This window comes from Dietzia aerolata, from assembly GCF_014144865.1.
Classification (GTDB): domain Bacteria; phylum Actinomycetota; class Actinomycetes; order Mycobacteriales; family Mycobacteriaceae; genus Dietzia; species Dietzia aerolata.
In genome coordinates this window covers 52,698-79,447 of record NZ_JAALDM010000222.1, presented here as the reverse complement: position 1 = coordinate 79,447, position 26,750 = coordinate 52,698, and the positions used below count along the sequence as shown (strand labels likewise).

At 66.1% G+C, this 26,750-nt stretch carries 25 protein-coding genes; all 25 read left to right on the top strand.

Going from position 1 to position 26,750, the window contains the following annotated elements; translation table 11 throughout:
• Positions 1-41 precede the first annotated feature (41 nt).
• Positions 42-605: an elongation factor P gene (gene efp / locus G6016_RS12975; protein WP_182633051.1), complete on the top strand. Its 564-nt coding sequence runs from the start codon at positions 42-44 to the stop codon at positions 603-605.
• A 2-nt stretch (positions 606-607) separates the two neighbouring features.
• Positions 608-1,243: a transcription antitermination factor NusB gene (gene nusB / locus G6016_RS12970; protein ID WP_182633050.1), complete on the top strand. Its 636-nt coding sequence runs from the start codon at positions 608-610 to the stop codon at positions 1,241-1,243.
• 69 nt (positions 1,244-1,312) lie between these two features.
• A complete protein-coding gene (pyrR, locus tag G6016_RS12965) occupies positions 1,313-1,897 on the top strand; it encodes a bifunctional pyr operon transcriptional regulator/uracil phosphoribosyltransferase PyrR (protein ID WP_182633049.1) in 585 nt (194 codons plus the stop codon).
• Positions 1,894-2,835, top strand: a complete 942-nt coding sequence (locus G6016_RS12960) for an aspartate carbamoyltransferase catalytic subunit (protein WP_182633048.1) — start codon at positions 1,894-1,896, stop codon at positions 2,833-2,835. The genes pyrR and G6016_RS12960 overlap by 4 nt, the downstream gene beginning before the upstream one ends.
• A complete protein-coding gene (locus tag G6016_RS12955; protein ID WP_182633047.1) occupies positions 2,832-4,148 on the top strand; it encodes a dihydroorotase in 1,317 nt (438 codons plus the stop codon). The genes G6016_RS12960 and G6016_RS12955 overlap by 4 nt, the downstream gene beginning before the upstream one ends.
• Positions 4,145-4,747: a PH-like domain-containing protein gene (locus tag G6016_RS12950; RefSeq protein ID WP_182633046.1), complete on the top strand. Its 603-nt coding sequence runs from the start codon at positions 4,145-4,147 to the stop codon at positions 4,745-4,747. The genes G6016_RS12955 and G6016_RS12950 overlap by 4 nt, the downstream gene beginning before the upstream one ends.
• Positions 4,744-5,955, top strand: coding sequence for a glutamine-hydrolyzing carbamoyl-phosphate synthase small subunit (gene carA, locus G6016_RS12945; RefSeq protein ID WP_182633045.1), 1,212 nt, complete (start codon positions 4,744-4,746; stop codon positions 5,953-5,955). Before G6016_RS12950 ends, carA begins: the two co-directional genes overlap by 4 nt.
• Complete coding sequence (gene carB, locus G6016_RS12940; protein ID WP_182633044.1) at positions 5,955-9,317, top strand: carbamoyl-phosphate synthase large subunit; 3,363 nt, start codon at positions 5,955-5,957, stop codon at positions 9,315-9,317. Before carA ends, carB begins: the two co-directional genes overlap by 1 nt.
• A complete protein-coding gene (gene pyrF, locus G6016_RS12935) occupies positions 9,314-10,165 on the top strand; it encodes an orotidine-5'-phosphate decarboxylase (protein WP_182633043.1) in 852 nt (283 codons plus the stop codon). The genes carB and pyrF overlap by 4 nt, the downstream gene beginning before the upstream one ends.
• Positions 10,166-10,583: 418 nt before the next feature.
• The gene (mihF, locus tag G6016_RS12930; RefSeq protein WP_182633042.1) at positions 10,584-10,907 is read left to right on the top strand and encodes an integration host factor, actinobacterial type; all 324 of its coding nucleotides are present in this window, start codon (positions 10,584-10,586) and stop codon (positions 10,905-10,907) included.
• Between the two features lie 7 nt (positions 10,908-10,914).
• A complete protein-coding gene (gene gmk / locus G6016_RS12925; protein ID WP_182633041.1) occupies positions 10,915-11,514 on the top strand; it encodes a guanylate kinase in 600 nt (199 codons plus the stop codon).
• A gap of 89 nt (positions 11,515-11,603) precedes the next feature.
• A complete protein-coding gene (gene rpoZ / locus G6016_RS12920; protein ID WP_061228655.1) occupies positions 11,604-11,888 on the top strand; it encodes a DNA-directed RNA polymerase subunit omega in 285 nt (94 codons plus the stop codon).
• Complete coding sequence (coaBC, locus tag G6016_RS12915; protein ID WP_182633040.1) at positions 11,885-13,132, top strand: bifunctional phosphopantothenoylcysteine decarboxylase/phosphopantothenate--cysteine ligase CoaBC; 1,248 nt, start codon at positions 11,885-11,887, stop codon at positions 13,130-13,132. The genes rpoZ and coaBC overlap by 4 nt, the downstream gene beginning before the upstream one ends.
• A 92-nt stretch (positions 13,133-13,224) precedes the next feature.
• Entirely contained in the window at positions 13,225-14,439 is a 1,215-nt protein-coding gene (metK, locus tag G6016_RS12910; RefSeq protein ID WP_182633039.1) for a methionine adenosyltransferase, read from the top strand.
• Positions 14,440-14,482: 43 nt separating this feature from the next.
• Complete coding sequence (locus G6016_RS12905) at positions 14,483-16,528, top strand: primosomal protein N' family DNA-binding protein (RefSeq protein WP_182633038.1); 2,046 nt, start codon at positions 14,483-14,485, stop codon at positions 16,526-16,528.
• Positions 16,529-16,611: 83 nt separating this feature from the next.
• Positions 16,612-17,166, top strand: a complete 555-nt coding sequence (def, locus tag G6016_RS12900) for a peptide deformylase (protein ID WP_182633037.1) — start codon at positions 16,612-16,614, stop codon at positions 17,164-17,166.
• A gap of 2 nt (positions 17,167-17,168) precedes the next feature.
• A complete protein-coding gene (gene fmt / locus G6016_RS12895) occupies positions 17,169-18,122 on the top strand; it encodes a methionyl-tRNA formyltransferase (protein ID WP_182633036.1) in 954 nt (317 codons plus the stop codon).
• 329 nt (positions 18,123-18,451) lie between these two features.
• Entirely contained in the window at positions 18,452-19,783 is a 1,332-nt protein-coding gene (locus G6016_RS12890) for a transcription antitermination factor NusB (protein ID WP_182633035.1), read from the top strand.
• A 75-nt stretch (positions 19,784-19,858) separates the two neighbouring features.
• Positions 19,859-20,527, top strand: a complete 669-nt coding sequence (gene rpe, locus G6016_RS12885; RefSeq protein WP_182633034.1) for a ribulose-phosphate 3-epimerase — start codon at positions 19,859-19,861, stop codon at positions 20,525-20,527.
• Positions 20,524-21,690, top strand: coding sequence for a bifunctional diaminohydroxyphosphoribosylaminopyrimidine deaminase/5-amino-6-(5-phosphoribosylamino)uracil reductase RibD (gene ribD / locus G6016_RS12880; RefSeq protein WP_182633033.1), 1,167 nt, complete (start codon positions 20,524-20,526; stop codon positions 21,688-21,690). The genes rpe and ribD overlap by 4 nt, the downstream gene beginning before the upstream one ends.
• Positions 21,690-22,313: a riboflavin synthase gene (locus tag G6016_RS12875; protein WP_182633032.1), complete on the top strand. Its 624-nt coding sequence runs from the start codon at positions 21,690-21,692 to the stop codon at positions 22,311-22,313. Before ribD ends, G6016_RS12875 begins: the two co-directional genes overlap by 1 nt.
• A gap of 75 nt (positions 22,314-22,388) precedes the next feature.
• Positions 22,389-23,681, top strand: a complete 1,293-nt coding sequence (locus tag G6016_RS12870) for a bifunctional 3,4-dihydroxy-2-butanone-4-phosphate synthase/GTP cyclohydrolase II (protein ID WP_182633031.1) — start codon at positions 22,389-22,391, stop codon at positions 23,679-23,681.
• Positions 23,678-24,154: a 6,7-dimethyl-8-ribityllumazine synthase gene (gene ribH, locus G6016_RS12865; RefSeq protein WP_182633030.1), complete on the top strand. Its 477-nt coding sequence runs from the start codon at positions 23,678-23,680 to the stop codon at positions 24,152-24,154. The genes G6016_RS12870 and ribH overlap by 4 nt, the downstream gene beginning before the upstream one ends.
• The gene (locus G6016_RS12860; RefSeq protein WP_182633029.1) at positions 24,151-24,675 is read left to right on the top strand and encodes a PH domain-containing protein; all 525 of its coding nucleotides are present in this window, start codon (positions 24,151-24,153) and stop codon (positions 24,673-24,675) included. The genes ribH and G6016_RS12860 overlap by 4 nt, the downstream gene beginning before the upstream one ends.
• A 6-nt stretch (positions 24,676-24,681) precedes the next feature.
• A complete protein-coding gene (gene uvrC / locus G6016_RS12855; RefSeq protein WP_182633028.1) occupies positions 24,682-26,748 on the top strand; it encodes an excinuclease ABC subunit UvrC in 2,067 nt (688 codons plus the stop codon).
• The last annotated feature ends 2 nt before the right edge of the window (positions 26,749-26,750 follow it).

The window sequence follows — 26,750 nt, the reverse complement described above, 5'->3', positions numbered from 1 at the left end:
GTCAAGCCCGCCCGCGGACGACTCTCGAAGGAGTTACCACCATGGCGTCCACCGCCGACTTCAAGAACGGCCTCGTCCTCAAAGAGGAGGGGCAGCTCTGGCAGATCGTCGAGTTCCAGCACGTCAAGCCGGGTAAGGGTCCCGCGTTCGTGCGGACCAAGCTCAAAAACGTCGTAACCGGAAAGAACGTCGACAAGACCTTCAGCGCGGGCACCAAGGTCGAGATCGCGACCGTCGATCGCCGTGACATGACGTTCCTCTACCGCGACGGCGAGGACTATGTCCTCATGGACGAGCAGAACTTCGAGCAGATCAACGCGACTCCCGCGGTGATGGGTGACGGGGCTCGCTTCCTTCTTGAGAACACCAGTGTCCAGGTGTCCTTCAATGAGGGAGTGGCACTATTCGCCGATATGCCGGTCGCCGTCGACCTCGTTGTCCAGCACACTGATCCAGGCCTGCAGGGGGACCGCTCGACCGGTGGCACCAAGCCCGCGACGCTGGAGACCGGTGCCGAAGTCCAGGTACCGCTGTTCATCAACACCGGAGATAAGCTCCGCATCGACACCCGCGACGGGCACTACCTCAGCCGGGTGAACGACTGATCATGTCGGACGAGGTTGATCACCGGCGCCGGGGCTCCCGGTACCGGGCGCGCAGACGTGCCGTTTCGCTGTTGTTCGAGGCCGAACTGCGCGATCTCGATGTCGTCGAAATCGCCGAAGAACGACGTCGGATGGGCGAGGAGTCCCAGGAATTCCACGACGTTGCGCCCTTCACCATGGAGATCGTGACAGGTGTAGCCGAGCGATTGGACCGACTCGACTCGATGATCGCCGAGCACCTCCGGGAATGGACGTTGGAGCGTCTCCCCGCGGTGGATCGTGCGGTACTCCGGGCAGGCGCCTGGGAATTGCTGTTCGGGTCGGACGATGTGGAGTCTGCTGTCGTCATTGATCAGTCGGTTCTGCTCGTGGCAGACCTCTCCGCCGACAAATCGGTTCCGTACGTCAACGCCGTTCTGGACCGCATAGCCGGGCTCGCGGAACACATCCGGGCTGCAGAGAAGGCGGTATCCGTCCTCGATGCTACGGATGACACCACCGGCACCACAACAACGAACGAGACGGCGGAAAGCACCACAGAAGACGACGTCGACGGGCCGGATAGCCCCACGAACTCGACCGTGAGCGACGTGTCGCACACCACGTCCACCGAACCGGGGACCGGACGCGGGGACTGATAGAGTTCTCACTCGAAAGCTATCCCTTTAACGAGCCGTCCAGTGAGGCGGACAAGGAGGTGGTGATCGGTGAGCGCTGACGGTTCGGAGACGAACGCGGTGTCACTCTTCACGTCCGACGACGTGGCTAGGACGGTGTCCCGCCTGGCCCATCAAATCATCGAACGCACGGCTGCAGATTCCCCGGATGCGGGACCGGTCGTGCTGCTGGGGATCCCCACCCGGGGTGTGCCGCTCGCGGCACGCCTCGCCGAGCGGATCCGTGAGTTCAGTGGCGCCGATGTTAATTCCGGCTCACTGGACGTCACCCTGTACCGCGACGACATCGCCGGCGGACCGCACCGTCCGATGAGCCCGACTCGTGTGCCTGCGGAAGGAATCGACGGAGCAACCGTCATCCTGGTCGATGACGTTCTGTTCTCGGGGCGCACGATCCGCGCGGCATTCGACGCGCTCAGGGACCTCGGGCGACCGGCGAGAGTCCAACTGGCAGTCCTGGTCGACCGGGGCCACCGTGAGCTACCGATACGTGCCGATTACGTCGGAAAGAACGTTCCGACCTCCCGCGAAGAAGGGGTATCAGTGCAGTTGACCGAGGTCGACGGCACTGACGCGGTCGTTCTCCGGCGTCCAGACATCGAGGAGAACAGATGAAGCATCTACTCTCCGCAGCTGACCTCGACCGGGATTCGGCATTGTCAATCCTCGACGAGGCCGGACGGCTGAAGGAGACCCTCCTCGGCCGCGAAGTGCGCAAACTCCCCACTCTCCGCGGCAAGACGGTTCTCACCGTCTTCTACGAGAACTCCACCAGAACCCGAGTCTCGTTCGAGACCGCGGGAAAGTGGATGAGCGCCGACGTCATCAACGTCTCCGCCAGTGCCTCATCCGTACAAAAGGGGGAGTCACTCCGGGACACGGCGTTGACTCTCACCGCGATCGGCGCGGACGCACTGATCGTTCGACATCCGGCGTCGGGATCATCTGCACAGATCGCTCGATGGGTGAGTCCCGAGGGCGTCGGGCCCTCGGTGATCAACGCCGGAGACGGGATGCATGAGCATCCGACACAGGCACTGCTCGACGCGATGACGTTACGCGAGCGTCTCGGGGGTCTCGACGGCCGGCGGATCGTGATCGTCGGGGACATCCTGCACTCCCGCGTCGCCCGGTCCAATGCACTGTTGCTGTCGACGTTGGGAGCCGAGGTCGTACTCGTCGCGCCCCCTACCCTCCTTCCCGTGGGTGTGGAGGGCTGGCCGGTGCGGGCCTCCACCGACCTCGACGCGGAGTTGGCCGGAGCGGATGCGGTGATGATGCTCCGTGTACAGGCAGAGCGGATGAACGGCGGCTTCTTCCCGTCTGCGCGTGAGTACGCGGTCCGATACGGCCTCGGCCCGGCCCGGGCAGCACGCCTCGGAGAGGACGTGGTGGTGCTCCATCCGGGTCCGATGGTCCGGGGCATGGAGATCGGTTTCGACGTCGCCGACGCCTCGTCATCGGCCATCCTTCAACAGGTCACGAACGGTGTGCATGTCCGCATGTCCGTTCTGCTTCATACACTCGTCGGCACGGAAGGAACCACTGAGTGAACACCTCCGAAACCCCGACTCTGCTGCTGCAAAAGGTCCGCCCCTATGGGGAAGGTGACCCCGTTGATGTGCTCGTACGTGGAGGGCTGATCGCAGCGATAGGCCCGGACGCGGGAACCGACGCACCCGCAGATGCCGAGATCCACGACCTCGACGGCGCCGTGCTCCTACCCGGATTCGTTGATCTGCACACCCACTTGCGCGAGCCCGGCCGCGAGGACACCGAGACCATCGCGACAGGTTCAGCAGCCGCCGCGCTCGGTGGCTATACCGCAGTCTTCGCGATGGCGAACACCCAGCCGCCCCAGGACAACCAGACCGTCACTGACTCGGTCTGGCGGATCGGCCGTGAGGTCGGTTTGTGTGACGTCCACCCGGTTGGTGCAGTCACCCTCGGGCTCAAGGGAGAGCAGCTGACCGAGATGGGCCAGATGGCCGACGGTGCGGCGAAGGTACGTGTGTTCTCAGACGACGGAATGTGTGTCTACGACCCGTTGGTAATGCGGCGTGCACTCGAGTACTCCGCCGGTCTCGGAGTGCTGATCGCGCAACACGCAGAGGAGCCTCGCCTGACCAAGGGTGCCGTTGCTCACGAGGGACCAACCGCCGCCCGTCTCGGTTTGACGGGATGGCCACGCTCCGCCGAGGAGTCGATCGTCGCCAGGGATGCGATCCTGGCTCGTGATGCCGGCGCCCGGGTCCACATCTGCCATGCGTCCACGACCGGAACCGTCGAGCTCCTGCGGTGGGCGAAGGATCAGGGCATCTCGATCACCGCCGAGGTAACCCCCCATCATTTGCTGCTGGATGACTCACGCCTGGAGTCCTACGACGGCGTCTACCGCGTCAACCCGCCACTGCGCGAGACTCACGACACGCTCGCGCTGCGCGAGGCATTGGTCTCCGGAGTGATCGACTGCGTCGCTACAGACCATGCGCCTCACGCCGCACAGGATAAGTGCTGCGAGTTCGCAGCAGCCCGCCCCGGCATGCTCGGCCTCGAGACCGCCCTCCCGATCGTCGCGGCGCTCCTCGTGGAGACCGGGGACATGACCTGGCGAGACCTGGCACGCGTGATGAGTGTTCGCCCCGCGGAAATCGCGGGGCTATCGGACCAGGGGCGTCCGATTTCCGTCGGAGAGCCGGCCAACCTCGCCGTCGTCGATCCAGATTCCTCGTGGACGGTCATCGGTGAAGACCTCGCCAGCCTGTCCGCCAATACTCCCTACGAGGGAATGACTTTCGCGGCCAGGGTGGTGGGCACCGTCTACCAGGGACGTATGACCAGCCGCGACGGAAAGGTAATCGCATGAACCAGAATTTCTGGACCGTTGTCGTCGTCATCGTCGCCCTGCTCATCATCATCGGCCTGATGACGCGTGGATGGCGGAACCGCGCTCGGTCACAGGCGCACCTCTTCGACACGGTGCCTCAGCCTCCAGACGACCCAGGCGATGTTGTTCTCGGACCGCTGACCGGTGTGTACATCGGTAGCACGGTGGCAGGGGACTGGCAGGCCCGGATCGCGCGACCCCCGCTCGGGCACCGATCCGCCGGGAAGCTCACCGCGTACACCAATGGCCTGCACCTCGAACTCGCCAATGACGACGTCTGGATCCCGCGCGCAGACCTGGTTGAGGTTCGGCGAGCCTCCGCGCTTGCCAACAAGACCGTTCCGGGCGGGGGGATCCTCGCCGCTCGGTGGAAGGTCGCGGCCGCCGAGGGCCACACCGTCATCGACTCCGGGTTCCGAGCCGACGACAAGGACAGTTATCCACAGTGGGAAGCGCTTCGAGGGGATGACGTCGTCGACACCGACACCGACATCGAGCACGACACTTCTACATCTGTAGACGGCGATGCCGTCCCCAGTACCGACACCACGACCTCCAGGACCGAGGAGAAGCAGTGACTTCGCAGAACTTCACGCCCACTACGTCAGGGAGACGTGAGCCCGCCGCGCTCGTCCTCGAAGACGGCCGAGTCCATCGCGGAACCGCGTTCGGCGCGCGGGGCACCACGCTCGGGGAGGCAGTCTTCACCACGGCGATGTCCGGCTACCAGGAGACGATGACCGACCCCTCCTACTGCCGGCAGATCGTCGTCACCACGGCCCCCCAGATCGGCAACACCGGATGGAACGACGAGGACGGAGAATCGCTCCTCGACGGTGAGGATCGTGGCGGTCGCATCTGGGTGGCCGGACTGGCAGTTCGTGACCTATCGCGCCGCGCATCCAACTTCCGTGCGCAGCGCACCCTCGAGGACGAGATGATCGCGCAGGGAACCATCGGCATCGCCGACATCGATACTCGTGCAGTGGTGCGCCATGTCCGCGACCACGGTGCCATGAAGGCCGGAATCTTCTCCGGAGACGATCTGGTTGACGACGAGTCGATGATCGAGACCGTCCGGTCGCAGGAGCCGATGGCAGGTGCGTCGCTCTCGGACGAGGTCACCACCGACAAGGCCTACATCGTCGAACCCCCCGAAGGCGAGACCCGCTACTCGGTCGCAGCGCTGGACCTCGGAATCAAGTCCAACACTCCGCGAATGCTCGCCGAGCGGGGTGTCCGGGTCCACGTGATCCCTGCCTCGTCCACGCTGTCGGACGTGCTTGATCTCGATGTCGACGGTGTGTTCCTCTCGAACGGTCCCGGCGACCCTGCGACCGCGGACGCCGCGGTGCATCTGACCAAGGAGGTCCTCGGCCAGGGCATCCCGTTCTTCGGCATCTGTTTCGGGAACCAGATCCTCGGCCGAGCGCTGGGGCTTGAGACCTACAAGATGCGGTTCGGCCATCGCGGTACCAACATCCCGGTGATCGAGAAGGCCACAGGCAACGTGGCCATCACGTCGCAAAACCACGGATTCGCGCTCCGTGCTCCCGAAACGGAAACGTGGGACACGCCCTGGGGTACGGCCACCGTCACCCACCTGTGCGCCAACGACGGAACCGTGGAGGGGGTGGCACTGACCGACGGAACCGCCTTCTCCGTCCAATACCATCCCGAGGCCGCCGCCGGTCCCCGTGACGCCGCCAATCTCTTCGACCGCTTCGTCGACCTGCTCGGCTCCGCCGACGCCGGTTCCGCAGACACCAGAAAGGGCGCCCTCTGATGCCCCGCCGCACAGACATCAACCACGTCCTCGTCATCGGGTCCGGTCCGATCGTGATCGGTCAGGCCTGTGAATTCGACTACTCGGGTACCCAGGCCTGCCGGGTCCTGCGCTCGGAAGGGCTGCGGGTCACGCTCGTCAATTCCAACCCTGCGACGATCATGACCGACCCGGAGTTCGCCGACGCGACCTACGTCGAGCCGATCACCCCGGAATACATCGACAAGATCTTCACCAAGGAGGCTGCCGAGGGGCACCCCGTCGACGCCGTCCTGGCGACGCTCGGCGGCCAGACCGCCCTGAACGCGGCCATGCAGCTCGATGCCCAGGGGATCCTGAAGAAGCATGGCGTGGAGCTCATCGGGGCTGATATCCCCGCGATCAACCGTGGCGAGGATCGTCAGACCTTCAAGGACATCGTCGCCAGCGTTGGAGGCGAGTCGGCCCGTAGCGCGGTCTGCCACACCATGGAAGAGGTCCACGCGACCGTGGCCGAGCTCGGTCTTCCGGTGGTCGTTCGGCCCTCCTTCACCATGGGTGGACTCGGTTCCGGACTCGCATACACCACGGAGGATCTCGAACGGATTGCCGGCGGAGGACTCGCGGCTTCACCGACCGCAAACGTCCTCATCGAGGAGTCGATCCTCGGGTGGAAGGAGTTCGAGCTCGAGCTGATGCGCGACAACAAAGACAACGTCGTCGTCGTCTGCTCGATCGAGAACGTGGACGCCCTCGGCGTCCACACAGGTGACTCCGTCACCGTCGCACCATCGATGACGCTCACCGACCGCGAGTTCCAGAACATGCGGGACATCGGAATCGACATCCTCCGTGCTGTCGGTGTGGACACCGGTGGATGCAACATCCAATTCGCCATCAACCCGACCGACGGCCGCCTCGTCGTGATCGAGATGAACCCGCGCGTCTCGCGGTCATCGGCTCTGGCATCCAAGGCCACCGGGTTCCCGATCGCCAAGATCGCGGCACGCCTGGCAATCGGCTACTCGCTGGACGAGATCACCAACGACATCACCGGTGAGACCCCCGCGAGCTTCGAGCCCACCCTCGACTACGTCGTGGTGAAGGCTCCCCGCTTCGCCTTCGAGAAGTTTCCCGGCGCTGACGACACGCTGACCACCACGATGAAGTCGGTCGGCGAGGCGATGAGCCTGGGCCGCAACTATCGGGAGGCGCTCGGCAAGGTCATGCGCTCACTCGAGACCAAGGCCGCCGGGTTCTGGACGCTGCCTGACGAAACGATCGCCCCGGGCCGCTCCACAGATGTCGCCGCGGTTCTCGACGACCTTCGTCGCCCGACCGAAGGGCGCATGTACGACGTCGAGCTCGCGCTGCGTCTCGGAGCGTCAGTCGAGCAGGTCTATGAAGCATCCTCGATCGATCCGTGGTTCCTCTACGAGGTCGAGGAACTCGTCGCACTGCGCCGGGAGATCATCGACGCGCCGGTCGTTGACGAGCCACTACTGCGCCTCGCAAAGCACAACGGTCTGTCCGATGCGCAGATCGCCGCCTTGCGTCCCGAGTTCGCCGGTGCCGAGGGCGTGCAGCGGCTGCGTCACCGGCTCGGAGTGCGCCCGGTCTACAAGACCGTCGACACGTGTGCAGCCGAGTTCGAGGCCAAGACCCCGTATCACTACTCGACCTACGAGTTGGATCCGGCGGCCGAGTCCGAGGTGGCTCCGCAGACCGAACGGGAAAAGGTCATCATCCTGGGTTCCGGCCCCAACCGGATCGGTCAGGGCATCGAGTTCGACTACTCGTGTGTGCACGCAGCCCTGACCCTGTCCGAGGCCGGTTATGAGACCGTCATGGTCAACTGCAACCCGGAGACGGTGTCGACCGACTACGACACTGCGGACCGCCTATACTTCGAGCCGCTGACGTTCGAGGACGTCATGGAGGTGTACCACGCGGAGTCGGAATCGGGCACCGTGGCCGGTGTGCTCGTCCAGCTCGGTGGCCAGACCCCGCTCGGTCTGGCCGCACAGCTTGAAGAGGCAGGTGTCCCGATCGTCGGCACCAGCCCGTCGGCGATCGACCTGGCTGAGGATCGTCGCGAGTTCGGTGAGGTGCTCGTCAAGGCCGGACTTCCCGCGCCGGCGTTCGGGACCGCGATCAATGCTGAAGAGGCCACGGAGATCGCTGCGAACATCGGGTATCCGGTGCTCGTCCGTCCCTCGTATGTCCTCGGCGGCCGCGGTATGGAGATCGTCTACGACGAGGACTCACTGCGTTCTTACATCGACCGGGCAACCGAGATCAGCCCTGATCGCCCCGTTCTCGTCGATCGATTCCTGGACGATGCTGTGGAGATCGACGTCGACGTGCTGTGCGACGGGACCGAGGTGTACCTCGGCGGCGTCATGGAGCACATCGAGGAGGCCGGCATTCACTCGGGTGACTCTGCGTGTGCACTGCCGCCCATCACTCTCGGTCAGGACGACATCGACCGGGTCCGTCGCTCCAGCGAGGCCCTCGCCTTCGGGATCGGGGTCAAGGGACTGATGAACGTCCAGTACGCCATCAAGGATGACGTTCTCTACGTTCTCGAGGCCAACCCCCGCGCCAGTCGAACGGTGCCGTTTGTCTCCAAGGCGACCGGCGTCCATCTGGCCAAGGCGTGTTCCCGCATCATGATGGGGGAGACCATCGCTGAACTGCGTGCGGACGGATTGCTCCCGTCGGACCGGGATGGGGGCTCGTTGCCCGCCGATGCCCCGGTCGCGGTGAAGGAGGCGGTCCTGCCATTCAACCGATTCCGGACGCCGGAAGGCGATACCGTCGACTCACTGCTGAGCCCGGAGATGAAGTCCACCGGTGAGGTCATGGGCATCGGTCCGAACTTCGCGGTCGCCTTCGCCAAGGGACAGCTTTCCGCAGAGGGAGTTCTTCCGACGTCGGGAACGGTCTTTGTCTCGGTGGCCAATCGGGACAAGCGGTCGATGGTGTTCCCGGCACAGCGGCTCGCAGCGCTGGGGTTCACCGTCCTGGCGACCGAGGGAACCGCGCTCATGCTCCGTCGGTACGGGATCGCCTGCGAGACCGTTGCGAAACTCACGGAGTCCGGGGCGGGTCCGGTCGATGCTGACGGCAAACCGGTACAGACGATCGTCGACCGGATCAACGCGGACGAGGTGGACCTCATCCTCAACATCGCCTCGTCGACGGTCGGCACCCGCGCTGATGGGTACGAGATTCGGTCGGCCGCGATCTCGCGGAGGGTTCCGTGTGTGACCACCGTCCAGGGTGCGACCGCAGCGGTTCACGGAATCGAAGCGATGCGTCGCGGCGATGTCGCCGTAAGCCCGCTTCAGGAGCTGCACGCGGGGTTCACCGCGCGATGAGTACATCTGAGCCCCGGGCCCCTTTCGGTGCCCGACTCCGATCCGCCGTGGCAGATCGGGGGAACCTGTGTGTGGGCATTGACCCGCACCCGGCGCTGCTCGAGGCCTGGGGGCTCAGTGTTGATCCGGCCGGCGTCGCCGAATTCTCCAAGCGCGCGATGACAGCCTTCGGAGACCTTGTCCCGGCTATCAAGCCGCAAGTGGCGTTCTTCGAGGAACACGGCTCCGCCGGTATCTCGCTGCTGGAGGACCTGTTGGTGGAGATCACGTCATCGGGTGCTTTATCGGTGGCCGATGCCAAACGCGGCGATATCGGCTCGACGATGGCTGCCTACGCCAGAGCGTGGCTGTCGGAGGGCTCACCGCTGGCATGCGACGCGCTCACGGTGTCGCCCTATTTGGGCGTGGGTGCCCTGGACCCGGCGTTTGACGCTGCCGAATCGACCGGTCGCGGGCTCTTTGTTCTAGCCCGTACCTCTAATCCAGAAGCTGGTCGCCTTCAAGGATCGGTCGGAGACGACGGAACTGTCGCCCAATCGGTTGTCGACGAAGTGGGTCGGCGAAACCGGACCTCCTTCGGGCGGGGTGGCGGATCTTTCGGAGTGGTCGTCGGTGCGACTGTCGCCGACCCTCCCGAGCTCGACGGCCTGCACGGCCCCGTCCTGATGCCGGGTGTGGGGGAGCAAGGGGGCTCCCTCGACGACGTACGCCGCATCGCCGGTTCAGTGCTACCGCGCACGCTCGTGAACGTGTCCAGACACGTTCTGCGAGCCGGGCCCGACGTCGATTCGATGCGGAACGTCGTCGTCGACCTCAATAGGCAGTACCGGTTCGACAACGCCACCTGAGCACCGCTTTTCCCATTCGTTGCCAGAACTAACAGGCGTATCGGCCAACTAGCGTTTCGATGGACACTCCTTGGCGTTATTCAGGCGTTTCATGTCGCATCATCGGACACTCGCGGCTAGTCTGCGTCTAACCTCATAACGTCAAACCGCATGTCAGAGTGGGTTCCACACGGGACCCGTGCGGGTACCCGGTCGAGCGGCCGCGTACTGTTGCTGAGGTCATCAGGCCCTAGGTGGTCGTCGGCTCCATCAAGGAGTCGAAACCACACGGGTACGGTGAGCACGAGGGAGCGCCCGCTCCCGGCTCGATCCGCAGCCTGCGGACGCGCCGAGGGCGGTCACCGCACACCAGACGCTGGTGTCCTACCTTGGACATCCGCGTGAGTCATGAGACACACACGAACGAGACGGAGGAATTGTGGCCCTTCCCCAGTTGACCGATGAGCAGCGTGCTGCTGCTCTGGAGAAGGCGGCTGCGGCCCGTCGTGCCCGGGCTGAGCTCAAGGAGCGCCTGAAGCGCGGCGGCACCGACCTCAAGCAGGTGCTCAAGGACGCCGAGACCGATGAGATCCTCGGCAAGATGAAGGTATCGGCACTGCTCGAGGCTCTGCCCAAGGTAGGCAAGGTCAAGGCTCAGGAGATCATGACCGAGCTTGAGATCGCGCCGACGCGTCGTCTGCGTGGTCTCGGTGACCGCCAGCGCCGCGCGCTGCTCGAGCGGTTCGACTTCACGGTCGACTGATCGACGCATGAACACACCGTCATCCGGGGAAAATGCCCCGGAGGCGACGGCGAAGAGGGGCCGGCTGATCGTCTTGGCCGGCCCCTCCGCTGTCGGCAAATCAACCGTCGTCGCACAGCTTCGAGAGCGTGTGTCGGATCTCTACTTCAGCGTGTCGATGACCACTCGGGCACCGCGTCCCGGAGAGATCCATGGTCACGACTACTTCTTCGTGACAACTGATGAATTTCGTGACGCAGTCTCAGAGGGTCGAATGCTGGAATGGGCAGAGATTCATCGCGGACTGCAACTGTCAGGGACTCCGGCCGAACCAGTCCATGAGGCACTCGAGAATGGTCGGCCCGTACTCATCGAAGTTGATCTCGAAGGAGTGCGTCAGATCAGGGAGTCCATTCCTGAAGGTCGAACCGTCTTCCTTGCCCCACCGTCGTGGGAAGAATTAGAGCAACGGCTTCGCGGCCGGGGCACCGAACCCAACGAGGTCGTGGCCCGTCGACTGGAGACCGCGAAGATCGAGATGGACGCGCGAGACGAGTTCGATGAGGTCGTTGTCAACGACGAACTCGAAGCGGCGGTCGACCAATTGGTATCATTGCTGGTCGGCTAGTGCCGGTGCACGGAAGTGATGTTTCACGGCGCGGTCCCGGACGACGATCCCACACAATATTCAAAGCTGTACCCAGAGGAGAACCCATAGTGGCCACCACCGAAGCCGCAGCGGCCACCCCGCTGTACGACACCCCGATCGGCATCACCAACCCCCCGATCGATGAGCTTCTCGAGCGGGCGTCCTCCAAGTACGCACTGGTGATCTTCGCCGCCAAGCGCGCCCGGCAGATCAACTCGTACTACAACCAGATCGAGGAGGGCATCCTCGAGTACGTCGGCCCGCTCGTCGATCCGGGCCTTCACGAGAAGCCCCTGACGATCGCTCTGCGCGAGCTCCACTCCGATCTTCTTGATTGCGCTGAGGGCGAGTGACCTCCGCTGGGGATGACGTACGCGGTAAGCGCGTCGTCGTCGGAGTCGGAGGCGGCATCGCCGCCTACAAGGCGTGCGGCCTGATCAGGCTGCTCACCGAGTCCGGGTGCCACGTCGACGTCATCCCCACCGAAGCAGCCCTCAAATTCGTGGGGGCCGCGACGTTCGAGGCACTGTCTGGAAATCCGGTGTCGACCGACGTCTTTTCCGACGTGCCCTCGGTTCGGCACGTTGCCCTTGGCCAGCGTGCCGACCTTGTCGTCATCGCCCCGACAACTGCAGACCTGCTCGCTCGTGCGGCAGTGGGTCGGGCAGACGACCTGCTGACCTCAACTCTGCTCACTGCACGTTGTCCGGTGCTGCTGGCACCGGCGATGCACACGGAGATGTGGGAACATCCGGCGACGCAACGCAACGTCGACACCCTTCGGGGCGATGGTCTTCACGTGATGCCGCCCGCGCGAGGGCGGCTGACAGGCGCGGACACCGGCGCCGGACGGCTACCCGAACCCGCAGACATCGCCAGGCTCGCCTGGCTGTTGCTCGACGGCGGAACCCTCCCATTCGATCTGGCCGGAAAACGCGTAGTGGTCACTTCCGGGGGAACACGCGAAGAAATCGACCCGGTCCGTTTTCTGGGTAATCACAGTTCCGGCAAGCAGGGACACGCTATCGCCGCGTTGGCGTCCGCTCGTGGTGCCGAGGTGACATTGGTGACCTCCTCGTCGCTCCCTGTACCGCCCGCCGTGACGAAGATCGATATCGAATCGGCGCGAGAGCTTCGCGAGCAGACACTTGAAGCGGCCGCAGTTGCCGACATCGTGATCAAGGCCGCCGCGGTTGCTGATTTCCGGCCTGCGGACGTCTCCGATTCCAAGTTGAAGAAGGGTTCGGACGGTGAACCCGCCGAGATCCGGCTGACACGTAATCCGGACATCCTCGCCGATCTCGTTGCCGCACGGGCAATCGGTGAGGTTCCGTCGTCGTGCGTGCTCGTCGGGTTCGCCGCGGAAACCGGAGACACTTCCGGAACCGTCCTGGAGCACGGAAGAGCCAAGCTGGCCCGCAAGGGATGCGACTTCCTCGTAGTGAATGAGGTCGGTCGCGACACGACCTTCGGCAAGGATGACAACGGCGGCTGGATCCTCGACTCTGAGGGTGGGGAGATCCTCGTCGAGCGTGCGAGCAAGGATCTGCTCGCCGCACGAATTCTCGATGCCGTGGTGGCGCGTACCACCACATAGGTCGCGCGTAGTGATCTGTAACGCACCGACTAGTCTATTTCATGCGGTCGCAGGCGATCGCACGCGATCCGACGACGGAAGAGAGAACCACTGTGACGCAGGCACGTCGGCTGTTCACCAGCGAGTCCGTGACCGAGGGGCATCCGGACAAGATCTGTGACGCGATCTCAGACGCGATTCTGGACGCGATGCTGGAGCAGGATCCGGCTGCCCGGGTGGCCGTGGAGACCATGGTCACCACCGGCCAGGTCCACGTGGCGGGTGAGGTCAAGACCACCGGCTACGTTGAGATCCCGCAGCTGATCCGCGACAAGATCGTGGAAATTGGATACGACTCGTCGGACAAGGGTTTCGATGGTGTGTCCTGCGGCGTGTCGATCTCCATCGGGCAGCAGTCGCCTGAGATTGCCCAGGGTGTCGACACCTCTCACGAGGCCCGCACCTCGGGTGAGTCCGTCGAAGACGAGATCGCCCGCCAGGGCGCCGGCGATCAGGGCCTGATGTTTGGTTACGCCTGCTCTGACACCCCGGAGTTGATGCCGCTTCCGATCGCTCTGGCGCACCGCCTGTCGCGCCGGCTGACCGAGGTCCGCAAGAACGGCACATTGTCGTACCTTCGTCCGGACGGCAAGACGCAGGTCACCATCGAGTACGACGGTGACAACGCGGTACGACTGGACACGATCGTCATCTCCACGCAGCATGCGGATGGAATCGATCTGGAGACCACTCTCCGTGATGATCTGACCGAGCACGTGATCAAGCCGGTTCTCGCGGAGGGCGCCGTCAAGTCGATCGACCAGAGCGACTACCGACTCTTGGTCAACCCGACTGGTCGGTTCGTGCTGGGCGGGCCGATGGGTGACGCCGGCCTGACCGGCCGCAAGATCATCGTCGATACCTACGGTGGCATGGCTCGCCACGGTGGTGGCGCGTTCTCCGGTAAGGATCCGTCAAAGGTGGACCGTTCGGCTGCCTATGCCATGCGCTGGGTGGCCAAGAACATCGTCGCTGCCGAATTGGCCGAGCGAGTCGAGGTGCAGGTCGCTTACGCCATCGGCAAGGCGGCCCCGGTGGGCCTGTTCGTCGAGGCGTTCGGGACCGAGAAGGTGTCGATCGAGGCACTTCAGCAGGCTGTATCGGATGTGTTCGATCTTCGCCCCGGTGCGATTATCCGGGATCTGGACCTCAAGCGTCCCATCTATGCTCCCACCGCGGCGTACGGTCATTTCGGTCGTACCGACATCGACCTCCCGTGGGAGCGCACCGACCGCGTCGACGAGCTGCGCAAGGCCACAGGACTCTGACAACGCGCACATCATGTCGTAGCGGGGTGCAAGGATCCCGAACGTGACGGCAACACGATCAGCGGCCCGGGTCCCGGCGAGTACATCGCCGGTGGCCCGGGTTCTGCCGTTGCTCGGGGTTCCGCACCTCGACCGGGAGTTTGACTACCTGGTATCGGAGTCACTGTCGGAGGACGCGGTGCCCGGTGCCCGAGTCCGGGTGCGCTTCGCGGGTCGTCTGGTCGACGGCTTCATCATCGCGCGTACCGACGAATCCGACCATCGTGGCGAGTTGTCCTGGCTGGAGCGAGTTGTTTCGGCGGAACCGGTTCTGACACCGGGGCTGCTGCGATTGGTCGATGCGGTTGCACATCGGTGGGTTGGCATGCGGACTGATGTCATCAGATTGGCGATCCCGCCCCGGCATGCTTCCGCGGAGAAGTCAGTCCCCGACTCGGTGGCTTCCCAAGGGGTCACGCTCGGACCAGTGGAGGTTCCCGCAGGCTGGGCCGATCACCCGATGGTCGCCAGGTTCCTCGAAGCTGCAACAGGGGGCCTCGCGCCACGGGCTGCGTGGACGGTCCCCCCGGGTCGTGATTGGGCTGTTGCTCTCGCGTCACTGGCGGACTCGATCAGTCGTCGAGGGCTCCAGGTCCTCTTGATCGTTCCCGACCAGCGGGATGTCGACCGATTGACTGCGGTATGCCGGTCGGCTGTCGGAGGGGGAGCCGCAGGCCGAGACCTCGTCACGGACCTGTCCGCGGGGGTCGGTCCGTCAGCCCGCTACCGACGGTGGCTGCGAGCGATCAGGGGCCACGCCCGGATCGTCGTTGGCACCCGTAGCGCGGTTTTCGCGCCTCTTCCCGAGCTCGGAATGATTATCGTGCACGACGACGGCGACGACTCCTTCGTCGAGCCACGCGCGCCCTACCCGCATACGCGGGAGGTCGCGGTGCAACGATCCCTCCTCGACGGCACCCCGTTGATGTTCAGCGCTGTGGACCGGACACCCGAGGTCGCCGAGTATGTGCGAACGGGCTGGGCACACGAGATTCTGCCTCGACCGGGGCTCATCCGGGAGCTCGCACCGCAGATCGTCGCGGTGACGGATGCTGATCCGGTACAGGCCAGAGATGTCGCCGGCGGACGCACCAGGCTGCCGGCAGTCGCATTGACGATGGCGCGCGAGGCGATTGACATAGACGCTCCGGTCTTGGTGCAAGTACCCCGCAAGGGGTATATCCCCACCTTGCTCTGTGGCTCGTGCCGCACCCCTGCACGATGTCGCCGGTGCAACGGCCCGATCAGGGCTGGTCGTATGGACGATGTATACGGACCGGTTGATCTGGCGTGCGGGTGGTGTGGCGCCCCCGAGACCGCATTTAGGTGCGTGGCGTGCGGATCGAGGGCGCTGCGGGCAGGCGTTGTCGGTGCCGGCAGGACAGCGGAGGAGTTGGGCCGGATGTTTCCCGGTGTCCGCGTTCGTACCAGCGGGGGAGGGGAGATCCTCGACTCTGTCCCCGCGAGTCCTGCGATCATCGTCTCCACTCCGGGAGCGGAACCAGTTGCCGAAGGGGGCTATGGGGCGGCACTGCTATTGGACTCCTGGGCATTGCTGGGGCGACCAGATCTACGGGCGGTTCAAAATGCCCTCCGGCTGTGGATCGGGGCGGCTGGTCTCGTTCGTCCAGCGAGTGAAGGTGGCCGTGTATTCCTGTCCGCGGATTCAGATTCAGCGGTAGCGCAGGCACTGGTGCGATGGTCACCGCAGAGTTGGGCGGAGCGGGAACTCGCGGACCGAGCCGAGGTCGGCTTCCCACCGGCGGTCCACATGATCGCGGTGGACGGTCCAGCAGAAGCTCTGGCGGATTTCCTCGAGGACTTCCGACTCATTGACAGCGTCGAAGTGCTGGGGCCAGTTGACCTGCCGGAAGGGGACCAACTCCCCGGGCACGATCAGATCCGGGATCCCGAACGACTCCTACTCCGCGTGCCCCCGGCCGGGCTGGACCAGGTCGTCAACGAGGTGAAGGCCTTCGTTGTCGGACGATCGGGGCGCCGAAATGCCGACCCCGTCCGAGTGCGGCTGGACCCGATACATATCGGCTAGCACGACCGTCACTCTCAGATCACCAGTCCAGACCCTAGAATGGACGGCCACCCCCGTTTCGCCCTCGAGGAGACCAGATACGCATGACCGTCCATCCCGTCCGTCTGTTCGGCGACCCGGTGCTTCGGACGCCCACCGATCCCGTCACCTCCTTCGATGACAGATTGGATCGGGCGGTGGCGGATCTGATGGACACCGTCCGACACGAGGACGGCGCCGGACTGGCCGCGCCCCAGATCGGCTTGTCCCTCCGGGTGTTCGTCTACACCTGTGGAGGCAAGGAAGGTCACCTCGTCAATCCGGAGTGGGAGCCGATCGGCGACGAGAAGACGTTTGTCAACGAAGGATGTCTGTCTATCCCGGAGATCAGTGAGCCGACTGAGCGATATGCCCGCGTTCGAGCCAGCGGCCAGGACATCCACGGCAACCCCGTCTCGTTTGATGCGGACGGGATTCTCGCCAGAGCGGTCCAGCACGAGACCGATCACCTTGACGGCGTGCTGTTCCTTCAGCGACTGACGCCCGAACACCGCAGGTCCGCCATGGCGGAGATCCGGTCATCGTCATGGTTCGGCAATGCGGCGATCAGCGCGGGAGTCATCCATGACCAGCTGGTCGAGCCGACGGGGGTGAAGTGAGCATGCGACTTGTCTTCGCCGGTACACCGGAGGTCGCAGTCCCGTCGCTGCAGGCACTGATCGACAGTGAGTCCCATGACGTTGTGGCGGTCGTGACCCGCCCGGATGCCCGCACGGGTCGGGGCCGGGGACTGTCCCGCAGCCCCGTGGCGGCCGCGGCTGATGCCGCAGGCATCGAGGTCCTGACCCCGCCCAATGCGCGCGATCCTGAGTTCGCCGACCGGCTTCGCCAGTTGGCTCCCGATGCCGCTCCGGTTGTTGCCTACGGCCATCTGGTTCCCCGACCGGTGCTCGACATCCCCACCCACGGGTGGATCAACCTCCACTTCTCATTGCTTCCGGCCTGGCGCGGGGCCGCACCGGTCAATGCTGCGATCGCCGCCGGGGATGAGATCACCGGTGCCACGACCTTCCGTCTGGAGGAAGGTATGGATACCGGACCGGTACTCGGGACCATGACCGAAACTATTCGCCCCCACGACACTGCCGGAGACCTGCTCGACAGACTCGCCACCGCCGGCGCCGGACTACTGGAAGCGACTCTCGACGGCATTGAAGCCGGCACGCTACGCGCCGAGCCGCAATCGCAGGACGGCGTGTCCTACGCCGGCAAGCTCACCGTCGAGGACGCTCGCGTCAAATGGACGGATCCGGCGCAGGCCGTTGACCGCCACATCCGGTCCGTAACCCCCGCACCCGGCGCATGGACGACATTTGGTGATAACCGCGTGAAGATCGGGACGGCGAGAATTGCTGACAACTCAGAGGTAGAAGCGGTCGGGCTCGATGAACCGTTGGCACCCGGGCAGCTGAGCTGGGGAAAGCGAGTATTCCTCGTGGGCACAGCATCGACCCCGATCGTGGTGGAGAAGCTGCAGCCTCCGGGCAAGAAGATGATGAATGCACTGGATTGGGCGCGGGGCGCTCGGCTGGTGGAAGGGGCCGTGTTCGGATGAGCGTCGACGACTCACGCGATCGACGGACCCCGCCGAAGGGACAGGGTTCGAGCAAGCACGGTCACAACAAGCAGGGCTCACACAACCGAAGCGCCGGCAGCCACAGTGCAGGAGATCAGGGTGCGGGGAGCCGTCGCGCCGACAGTCGGGGTTCCGGTGGTCACGGTGCCGGTCACCGAGGCTCCAGGGGTAAGAACGCAGGGGCTGGCGACCAGCGGGGCGGCAGCCGCGGCGGCGGTAATCGGGGACGTAGGCCCCAGGGAGCGGGGTCTGGACGGGCAGCGCAGTCTTCGCAGGCACCGCAGTCGGCTCCGACCGATGCGCGCGCCGTGGCGCTGGCGGTCATGACGGCTGTGCGAGACAGGTCCGCCTACGCGAACCTGGCGCTCCCGGCGCAGCTTCGACGCGCCCGGCTTGATCAGCGGGACTCGGCCCTGGCCACCGAACTCACCTACGGCACGTTGCGTAGTCAGGGGCTTTTAGACCGGATTATCGAGCTCGCCGCTTCCCGACCTGTCGACGAGGTCGATCCGCCGGTGCTGGATCTGCTCCGGCTCGGCGCCTACCAGCTGCTTTTCACCCGCATCGGCGCCCACGCCGCGGTCGACACCACGGTGGAAGCCGCACGCACCGCAGGTCTCGGACGGGCGGGCGGATTCGTCAACGCCGTTCTCCGGAAGATCTCATCGCGGTCAGCGCAGGAGTGGATCGATGCGCTCCGAGAGGGGGTTACCGACCCGATCGGCCGCATGGCCATCGGCACCGCGCACCCGGAATGGATTGCGCGGGCATTCGCGGAGTCTCTCGGCTCCGCGGCCGGCGAACTGCCCGACCTGTTGGCCGCCGACGACGCCCGGCCGAAGGTGCATCTCGCCGCGCGCCCGGGTGCGATCTCCGGCGAGGAACTCGCGCTGGTCACCGGCGGATCCGAGGGAACTCTGTCGCCATACGCCGTCCATCTGGATTCCGGCGATCCGGGTTCCCTGGACGCGGTGAAGGAGGGGTTGGCGGCCGTCCAGGACGAGGGCAGCCAGCTCGTAGCCCTCGCGGCGGCCAGGTCCCCGATCGTCGGCGAGGACGAGGGCCGGTGGCTGGACCTGTGCGCAGGACCGGGCGGCAAGGCGGCCCTGCTCGGTGCTCTGGCGGAAATCGAGGGCGCCTCGGTCACCGCGGTCGAGGTCTCCGAGCATCGAGCGGACCTGGTGCGAGAGGCCACCCGGGATCTGCCTGTCCAGGTGGTCACCACGGACGGACGGTCACCGGGTCTGGAGTCCGGCTTTGATCGGGTTCTCGTTGATGCTCCGTGTTCGGGCCTGGGCGCACTTCGTCGTCGTCCCGAGGCGCGGTGGCGCAAGACCGCGGCGGACATCCCGCCCCTCGTGGCGCTCCAACGCGAGCTCGTCGACTCGGCGTTGGCGCTGGTCAGGCCCGGCGGCGTGGTGCTGTACGCGACCTGCTCGCCGCACCTGTCGGAGACGGTATCGGTGGTTCGCGAGATCAGCCGCCGCGCTGACGTGGAGGTACTGGACGTGCGCCCGGTCCTGTCCGGCATGGCCGCGGAGCCCCTCGACGGGATGGGCGAGGGGCCGTGGGTGCAGCTCTGGCCGCATCGCCACGGGACGGATGCGATGTTCATGGCGGCCCTGCGCCGCACCGAATGAGGCCGGCCCGCACGAGAATGACCGCGGCCCGCACGCGAATCGAAGATGACGCGGGCGACGCCTAGACTGGACGGCATGTCGTACCAGCCGCTCATCGCGCCGTCGATCCTGTCCGCAGACTTCGCCCGCCTCGATCGGGAGATCGAGCGCATCCCGTCGGCGGACTGGATCCACGTCGACGTGATGGACGGCCATTTTGTCCCCAACCTCTCGTTCGGCGCACCGGTCGCCAAGGCCGTCCACGCGGTGACGGACAAGCCGATGGACTGCCACCTGATGATCGAGGACCCCGCGCGGTGGGTAGGTGACTATGTGGACGCCGGCGCGTTCAACGTCACGTTCCACGTGGAGGCCACGGATGACCCCCGCGGCGTGGCGGAGCTGCTGCACTCGAAGGGCTGCAAGGCCGGGATCTCCATCAAGCCGGGCACGCCGGTCGAGCCGTACCTCGAGCTGCTCGACACGGTGGACGTGGTCCTGGTGATGAGCGTCGAGCCCGGGTTCGGGGGCCAGAAGTTCATGCCGGAGGTCCTCGACAAGGTGCGCACGCTGCGCGCGGAGATCGACCGTCGTGGCGTGGACGTGCTGATCCAGATCGACGGCGGGATCGACGCCTCCACGATCGGCGCCAGTGCCGACGCGGGGTGCGATGTGTTCGTCGCGGGTTCTGCCGTCTACGGCGCGCCCGATCCCGACGCGAAGGTCGAGGCCCTGCGCGCGGAGGCCCTGGACGCTCGCCGGTGACCGGGGCCGGATCGCCGGATCCCCGCCGGGAGGTGGAGCGAGCCGCCCTGGTCGAGGCTCTACGGGTGTCGAGGTCGGCGCTTGGGGTCTCCACGCCCAACCCGCCGGTCGGTGCGGTGGTGCTCGATGCGGCTGGAACGATCGTGGGACGCGGCGCCACGGAGGCCGCGGGCGGTCGGCACGCGGAAGTCGTGGCGCTCGACGAGGCCGGGGACCGCGCCCGGGGCGGGACGTTGGTGGTCACCCTCGAGCCCTGCGCGCACCACGGTCGGACGGGACCCTGCACCGCGCGCGCCATCGCCGACGGGATCTCGCGGGTGGTGTACGCCGTGTCCGACCCGACGCCGGACGCCGCGGGCGGAGCCGAGACCTTACGGCGGGCGGGGGTTGATGCCGTTCTTTACGACGACGACACCAGCGCCGTCAACGCCCGCACCGGCCCCTTGGCCGCGTGGCTACACCGGCAGTCCCACGGTCGGCCGATGGTGACCTGGAAATACGCTGCGAGCATGGACGGTCACGTGGCCGCGGCCGATGGGACGAGCATGTGGATCACCGGGCCGGCCGCCCGCAGACACGTGCATGCCAGACGCGAGGAGATGGACGTCGTCGTCGTCGGATCAGGAACGTTGCGCACCGACGACCCGGCACTGACCGCCCGCATCTCCGGCTCCACACCTTCCGCACGCCAGCCCCTGCGCGCGGTGATGGGCCTGACCGCGGTGCCCCGTGACGCGCGGGTGCGTGGCACCGACGGCAGGTTCCGGCACCTTGAGACCCGGGATCCGGCGGCGGCGCTGGAGTTGCTCGGCGACGTCAACCACGTCCTCATCGAGGGTGGCCCGCACCTGGCCGGCGCGTTCCTCACCGCGGGCCTGGTGGACGAGGTCGACGCCTACCTCGCCCCCGTCGTACTCGGCGACGGACTGAGTGCGGTGACCGGTGCCGGCGTCACGACCCTGCCCGAGGCGCACCGGTTCCGGATCCTGGAGACGGCGATGCTCGGCGACGACATGTACCTGCGGCTGACGGCCCGGCGCGGAACGCGCGGCGACGTCGAGTCCGGCGCCGAAACAGACGCCGGGGCCGGCGCCGGAACAGACACAGGCGCAGTGGCCGACACCGGCACGTCAACAGACACACCGACGGAAGGATCACGCTGATGTTCACCGGAATCGTCGAGGAGCTGGGCACGCTCGAATCCGTGGAGCGCGTCGGGGACTCCGCCAGGCTGCGCATCCGGGGCCCGCTCGTCACCTCCGACGCCGGGCACGGGGACTCGATCTCCGTCAACGGCGTCTGTCTCACCGTCACCGAATACACCCCCGGCGAGACCTTTGACGCGGACGTCATGGCCGAGACCCTGGATCGCACAGCGCTGGCCGAACTCGCCGTCGGTTCCGCGGTGAATCTCGAGCGGGCGATGCGCGCGGACGCCAGGTTCGGGGGACACATCGTGCAGGGGCACGTCGACGGCACCGGGCGCGTCCTCGGTCGAGAGGAGCACGAGCACTGGCAGGTCATGCGGGTCTCGGTCCCCACGGACCTGGAGCGGTACGTGGTGGAGAAGGGCTCCATCACGGTTTCCGGCACGTCCCTGACCGTCTCGGCGGTCAGCGAGACCGGAGCGGCCGAGCCCTGGCTCGAGGTGTCCCTCATCCCCACGACCCGCGACGCGACCGTGCTGGGGACTCTGGCCGACGGGGACGCGGTGAATCTGGAAGTCGACGTGCTCGCGAAGTACGTCGAGCGGCTGCTGGGCGGACGCGGTGGTTCGACCCGCTGACCTGATGCGCCATACTTGAGCCCGCGCCCGCGGCCGACGCCCCGGACATGATGAGACACAGGAGTATCCGTAGCAGTGACCACCTTCGACGGCATAGATCGCGCCATCGCCGACATCGCGGCGGGCAAGGCGGTGGTCGTCGTTGACAGCGAGGACCGTGAGAACGAGGGCGATCTGATCTTCGCCGCCGAACTCGCCACCCCGGAGCTCATGGGGTTCCTCGTCCGGTACTCCTCCGGATACGTATGCGTGGCGCTCGAGGCCGAGGACTGCCTGCGACTCGATCTCCCGCCGATGCGGGCCATCAACGAGGACCGGCACGATACCGCCTACACCGTGACCGTGGACGCGCGGACCGGCGTGACCACCGGCATCTCCGCAGCGGACCGTGCCCGCACGGCGCGACTGCTCGCCTCCGACGAGACCGTGCCCGGTGACTTCACCCGGCCGGGCCACGTCGTGCCACTGCGGGCCCGTCCCGGCGGCGTCCTGACCCGCCCCGGGCACACCGAGTCCGCCGTTGACCTGGCCCGACTGGCCGGCCTACGACCGGCGGGCGTGATCTGCGAGATCGTCTCCGAGGACGATCCCACGACCATGGCCCGTACCCCCGAGCTCCGGCGGTTCGCCGACGAGCACGGGCTGGCGTTGATCACCATCGAAGACCTTCAGGCGTGGCGCCGGGCGCACGAGGTCCAGATCGTCCATGAAGCCGCCGCCCGGATCCCGACCCCGACCGGCACCATGACCGCCCACGGCTACCGTGACGTCCTCGACGGCGTCGAGCACATCGCGATGGTCGCCGGTGACATCTCGGGCGACGAGCCGGTGACGGTACGGATCCACTCGGAGTGCCTGACCGGCGACGTCTTCCACTCACTGCGCTGCGACTGCGGACCCCAACTCGACGCCGCGGTCGCCGCCGTCTGCGAGGAGGGCAGGGGAGTGGTGCTGTACATGCGCGGCCACGAAGGACGGGGCATCGGCCTGGTCCAGAAGCTCCGCGCCTATGAACTCCAGGACTCCGGCCGCGACACTGTCGACGCGAACCTGGACCTCGGGCTGCCCGCCGACGCGCGCGACTTCAGCCTCGCCGCCCAGATGCTGCGTAACCTCGGGGTGAGCAGGGTGCGCCTGATGACCAACAACCCGGCCAAGGCTGACGCGCTGCGCGCCGGTGGCGTCGAAGTGGCGGAGCGGGTGCCCACACCGACCGTGGTCACCCCGGAGAATCTCCGCTACCTGCGAACCAAACGTGACCGGATGGGGCACCTGCTCGAGGGTCTCGACGATGCGGCCGACGACCAGGCGGCACGATCGGCCAACGGTGCACCCGGCAACGACGATGACGGAGAGGGACAGCGATGAGCGGCAGCGGAAGGCCGGAGCTGGTGATTCCCGACGCCCGGGGCCTGCGGCTCGGGATCGTGGCGTCGACGTGGCACGACGCGATCTGCACACAACTGCTCGATCGCGCGGTGGCGGTGGCGGATACCGCCGGTGCAGCGGTGACCGTCGTCCGCGTCACCGGCGCGGTGGAGTTGCCCGTGGTGGCGCAGGAACTCGCCCGCACTCACGATGCCGTGGTGGCTCTCGGCGTGGTCATCCGCGGCGGAACACCGCATTTCGACTACGTCTGCGATTCTGTGACCGCCGGGCTCACGCGTGTGGCCCTCGACGAATCGGTCCCGGTCGCGCACGGCGTACTCACCACCAATGACGAACAGCAGGCCCTGGACCGCGACGGACACGACGGCGCCACGGAGGACAAGGGCGGTGAGGCCGCTGCGGCAGCCCTTGGCGCGGCCGTCGTCCTACGTGACCTCAGGAGCGGACGATGAGCGCAGAGCCCGACGGTGCCGCTCGCGCCACCGGTTCTCCGAGCGCCACCGAACCCGGTTGGGAGTTCGAACACCGGCCGACCCGCATGCGACGGGTCGTGACCGTGCTGGCGGTGGTGATCGTGCTCGTCCACATCGTGTGGGCGATCATCCTCGTCCGCGGGGACACCGGCGTAACGATCGGGGTTCCCGATCAGCTCGCGTTCGTGGTCACCGGCCTCATCTTCGCCGGCGTACTGCTCACCCTCCTCCGGATCCGTGTCCGGGCCGGGTCGGCGGGCGTGGAGATCACCGGGCCGATGCGCTCGCGCGTCTGGCCCTGGGAGGACGTTGTGGGTCTCACGTTCCCGCGGTCCAGCTTCTGGCCGAGACTCGAATTGCCCGCGTATGAGCACGTGGGGATCTGGGCGATCCAGACGTTCGATGGCGCCGACGGGGTCGAGGCGATGGCCCGCCTCCGCGATGTGGTGCGCGAGCACAAGCCCTCGGCCGCCGATCCAGAGACCGTCGCCGACCGCTGATCTGTTGTGGCTGATCCACGCACCTATCGTCCGGCCCCCGGTTCCATCCCCACGGAGCCGGGGGTCTACCGCTTTCGCGATGAGCACGGTCGGGTCATCTATGTGGGCAAGGCCAAGAACCTCCGAAGTCGGCTCAGCTCGTACTTCGCCGACCTGACTCTGCTGCATCCGCGGACCCGGCAGATGGTCACCTCTGCCGCCGGAGTTCAGTGGACCGTTGTCTCCACAGAAGTAGAAGCGCTTCAGCTCGAGTACACCTGGATCAAGAAGTACGACCCACGATTCAACGTTCGCTACCGCGACGACAAGACCTATCCGTTGCTCGCCGTGACCGTGGGGGAGGACATCCCCCGCGCTTTCGTCTACCGGGGCCCGAGACGGCCCGGCACCCGCTACTTCGGCCCGTACTCCCACGCCTGGGCAATCCGGGACACCCTCGACACCCTGCAACGCGTCTTCCCGGTTCGGTCCTGCTCTGCGGGCGTCTACAAACGTCAAGCCCAACTCGGTCGTCCGTGCCTACTGGGATACATCGACAAATGCTCCGCACCGTGCGTGGGACGGGTGACCCCGGACGAGCACCGGGCGATCGTTAACGAGCTCATCGATTTTCTGGCCGGCCGCACGGACGCGATCATGCGTCGGATCGAAAAGCAGATGCTCGAGGCATCCGCGGATCTGGATTTCGAACGCGCCGCCCGACTTCGTGACGATCTCGAGGCGATGCGCCGCGCGATGGAGAAACAAGCGGTGGTCCTCGGCGACGGCACCGATGCGGACGTGGTGGCGGTCGAGGCCGACGAGTTGCAGGCCTCCGTACACGTCTTCCACGTCCGGGGCGGGCGCATACGCGGCCAGCGCGGGTGGGTCGTCGAGCACACCCACGGTATCGACGATGAGGGCAACTTCGACGCCACCCGGGCCGTTCCGGGCATCGTCAGTGACTATCTCGCGCAGTTCTACGGCGGCGAGGCGGACCTCGCCGAAGCTGCCGAGACCAGCGACATCGCTGCCGCGGTGCCGCGTGAGGTCCTCGTGCCGGCCCTGCCGGAGGACTCCCACGAATTGGCCGACTGGTTGTCCGGTCTGCGCGGATCACGCGTGTCCCTCCGGATTCCGCAACGCGGAGACAAGAGGGCTCTTGCCGAGACCGTGCACCGCAATGCGGTCGAGACCCTTACACAGCACAAACTCCGACGCAGTGGTGATCTCACCGCGCGCTCCGCCGCCCTGCAGGAAATCCAGGAGACCCTCGAACTCGACGCCGCACCCCTGCGCATCGAGTGCGTCGACATCTCCCACATTCAGGGCACCGACGTCATGGCCTCACTCGTCGTGTTCGAGGACGGTATCCCCCGCAAGAGCGATTACCGCGTGTACCGGATCCGGGAGGCGGCGGGAGACGGGCGGTCCGACGACGTCGGCAGCATCGCCGAAGTCACACGCCGCAGGTTTCGTCGCCACCACGAGGACCCCGCACACACCCCGGACGAGACGGACGGTCCGGTCGACGACGAATCGGACTCCGACGCCAAGTCCACGGCCTCCCGTCGCTTCGCCTATCCGCCGCAGCTCTTCGTGGTGGACGGGGGCCGACCGCAGGTCGAGGCGGCGGCGGAGGTGCTGGCGGAGCTCGGCATCACGGACGTACCGGTCATCGGGATCGCCAAAAGGCTCGAGGAGATCTGGCTTCCCGGGGAGGACTACCCGGTGATCTTCCCCCGCCACGGTGAAGGGTTGTTCCTCCTCCAACGTCTTCGTGACGAGGCACACCGCTTCGCGATTCGAGCTCATCGGGGAGCACGCTCAAAGCGCATGACCACTTCGGTTCTCGACGATGTCCCCGGCCTCGGCCCCTCACGGCGTGCCGCCCTCACCGAAGCCTTTCCGACCGTGTCTGCGCTACGCAAGGCGACCGCAGAAGACCTCTGTGCAATCCCCGGGATCGGTCCCGGGGTCGCGGCGGCCATCCAAACAGTCCTCGAATCTGATTCCAAGGCGACCGGCGAGTCCGCGCGCGACATGACAGACTCGAACGCACAGGATAGGAACAGGACCGACGATGCGAGGTGAGT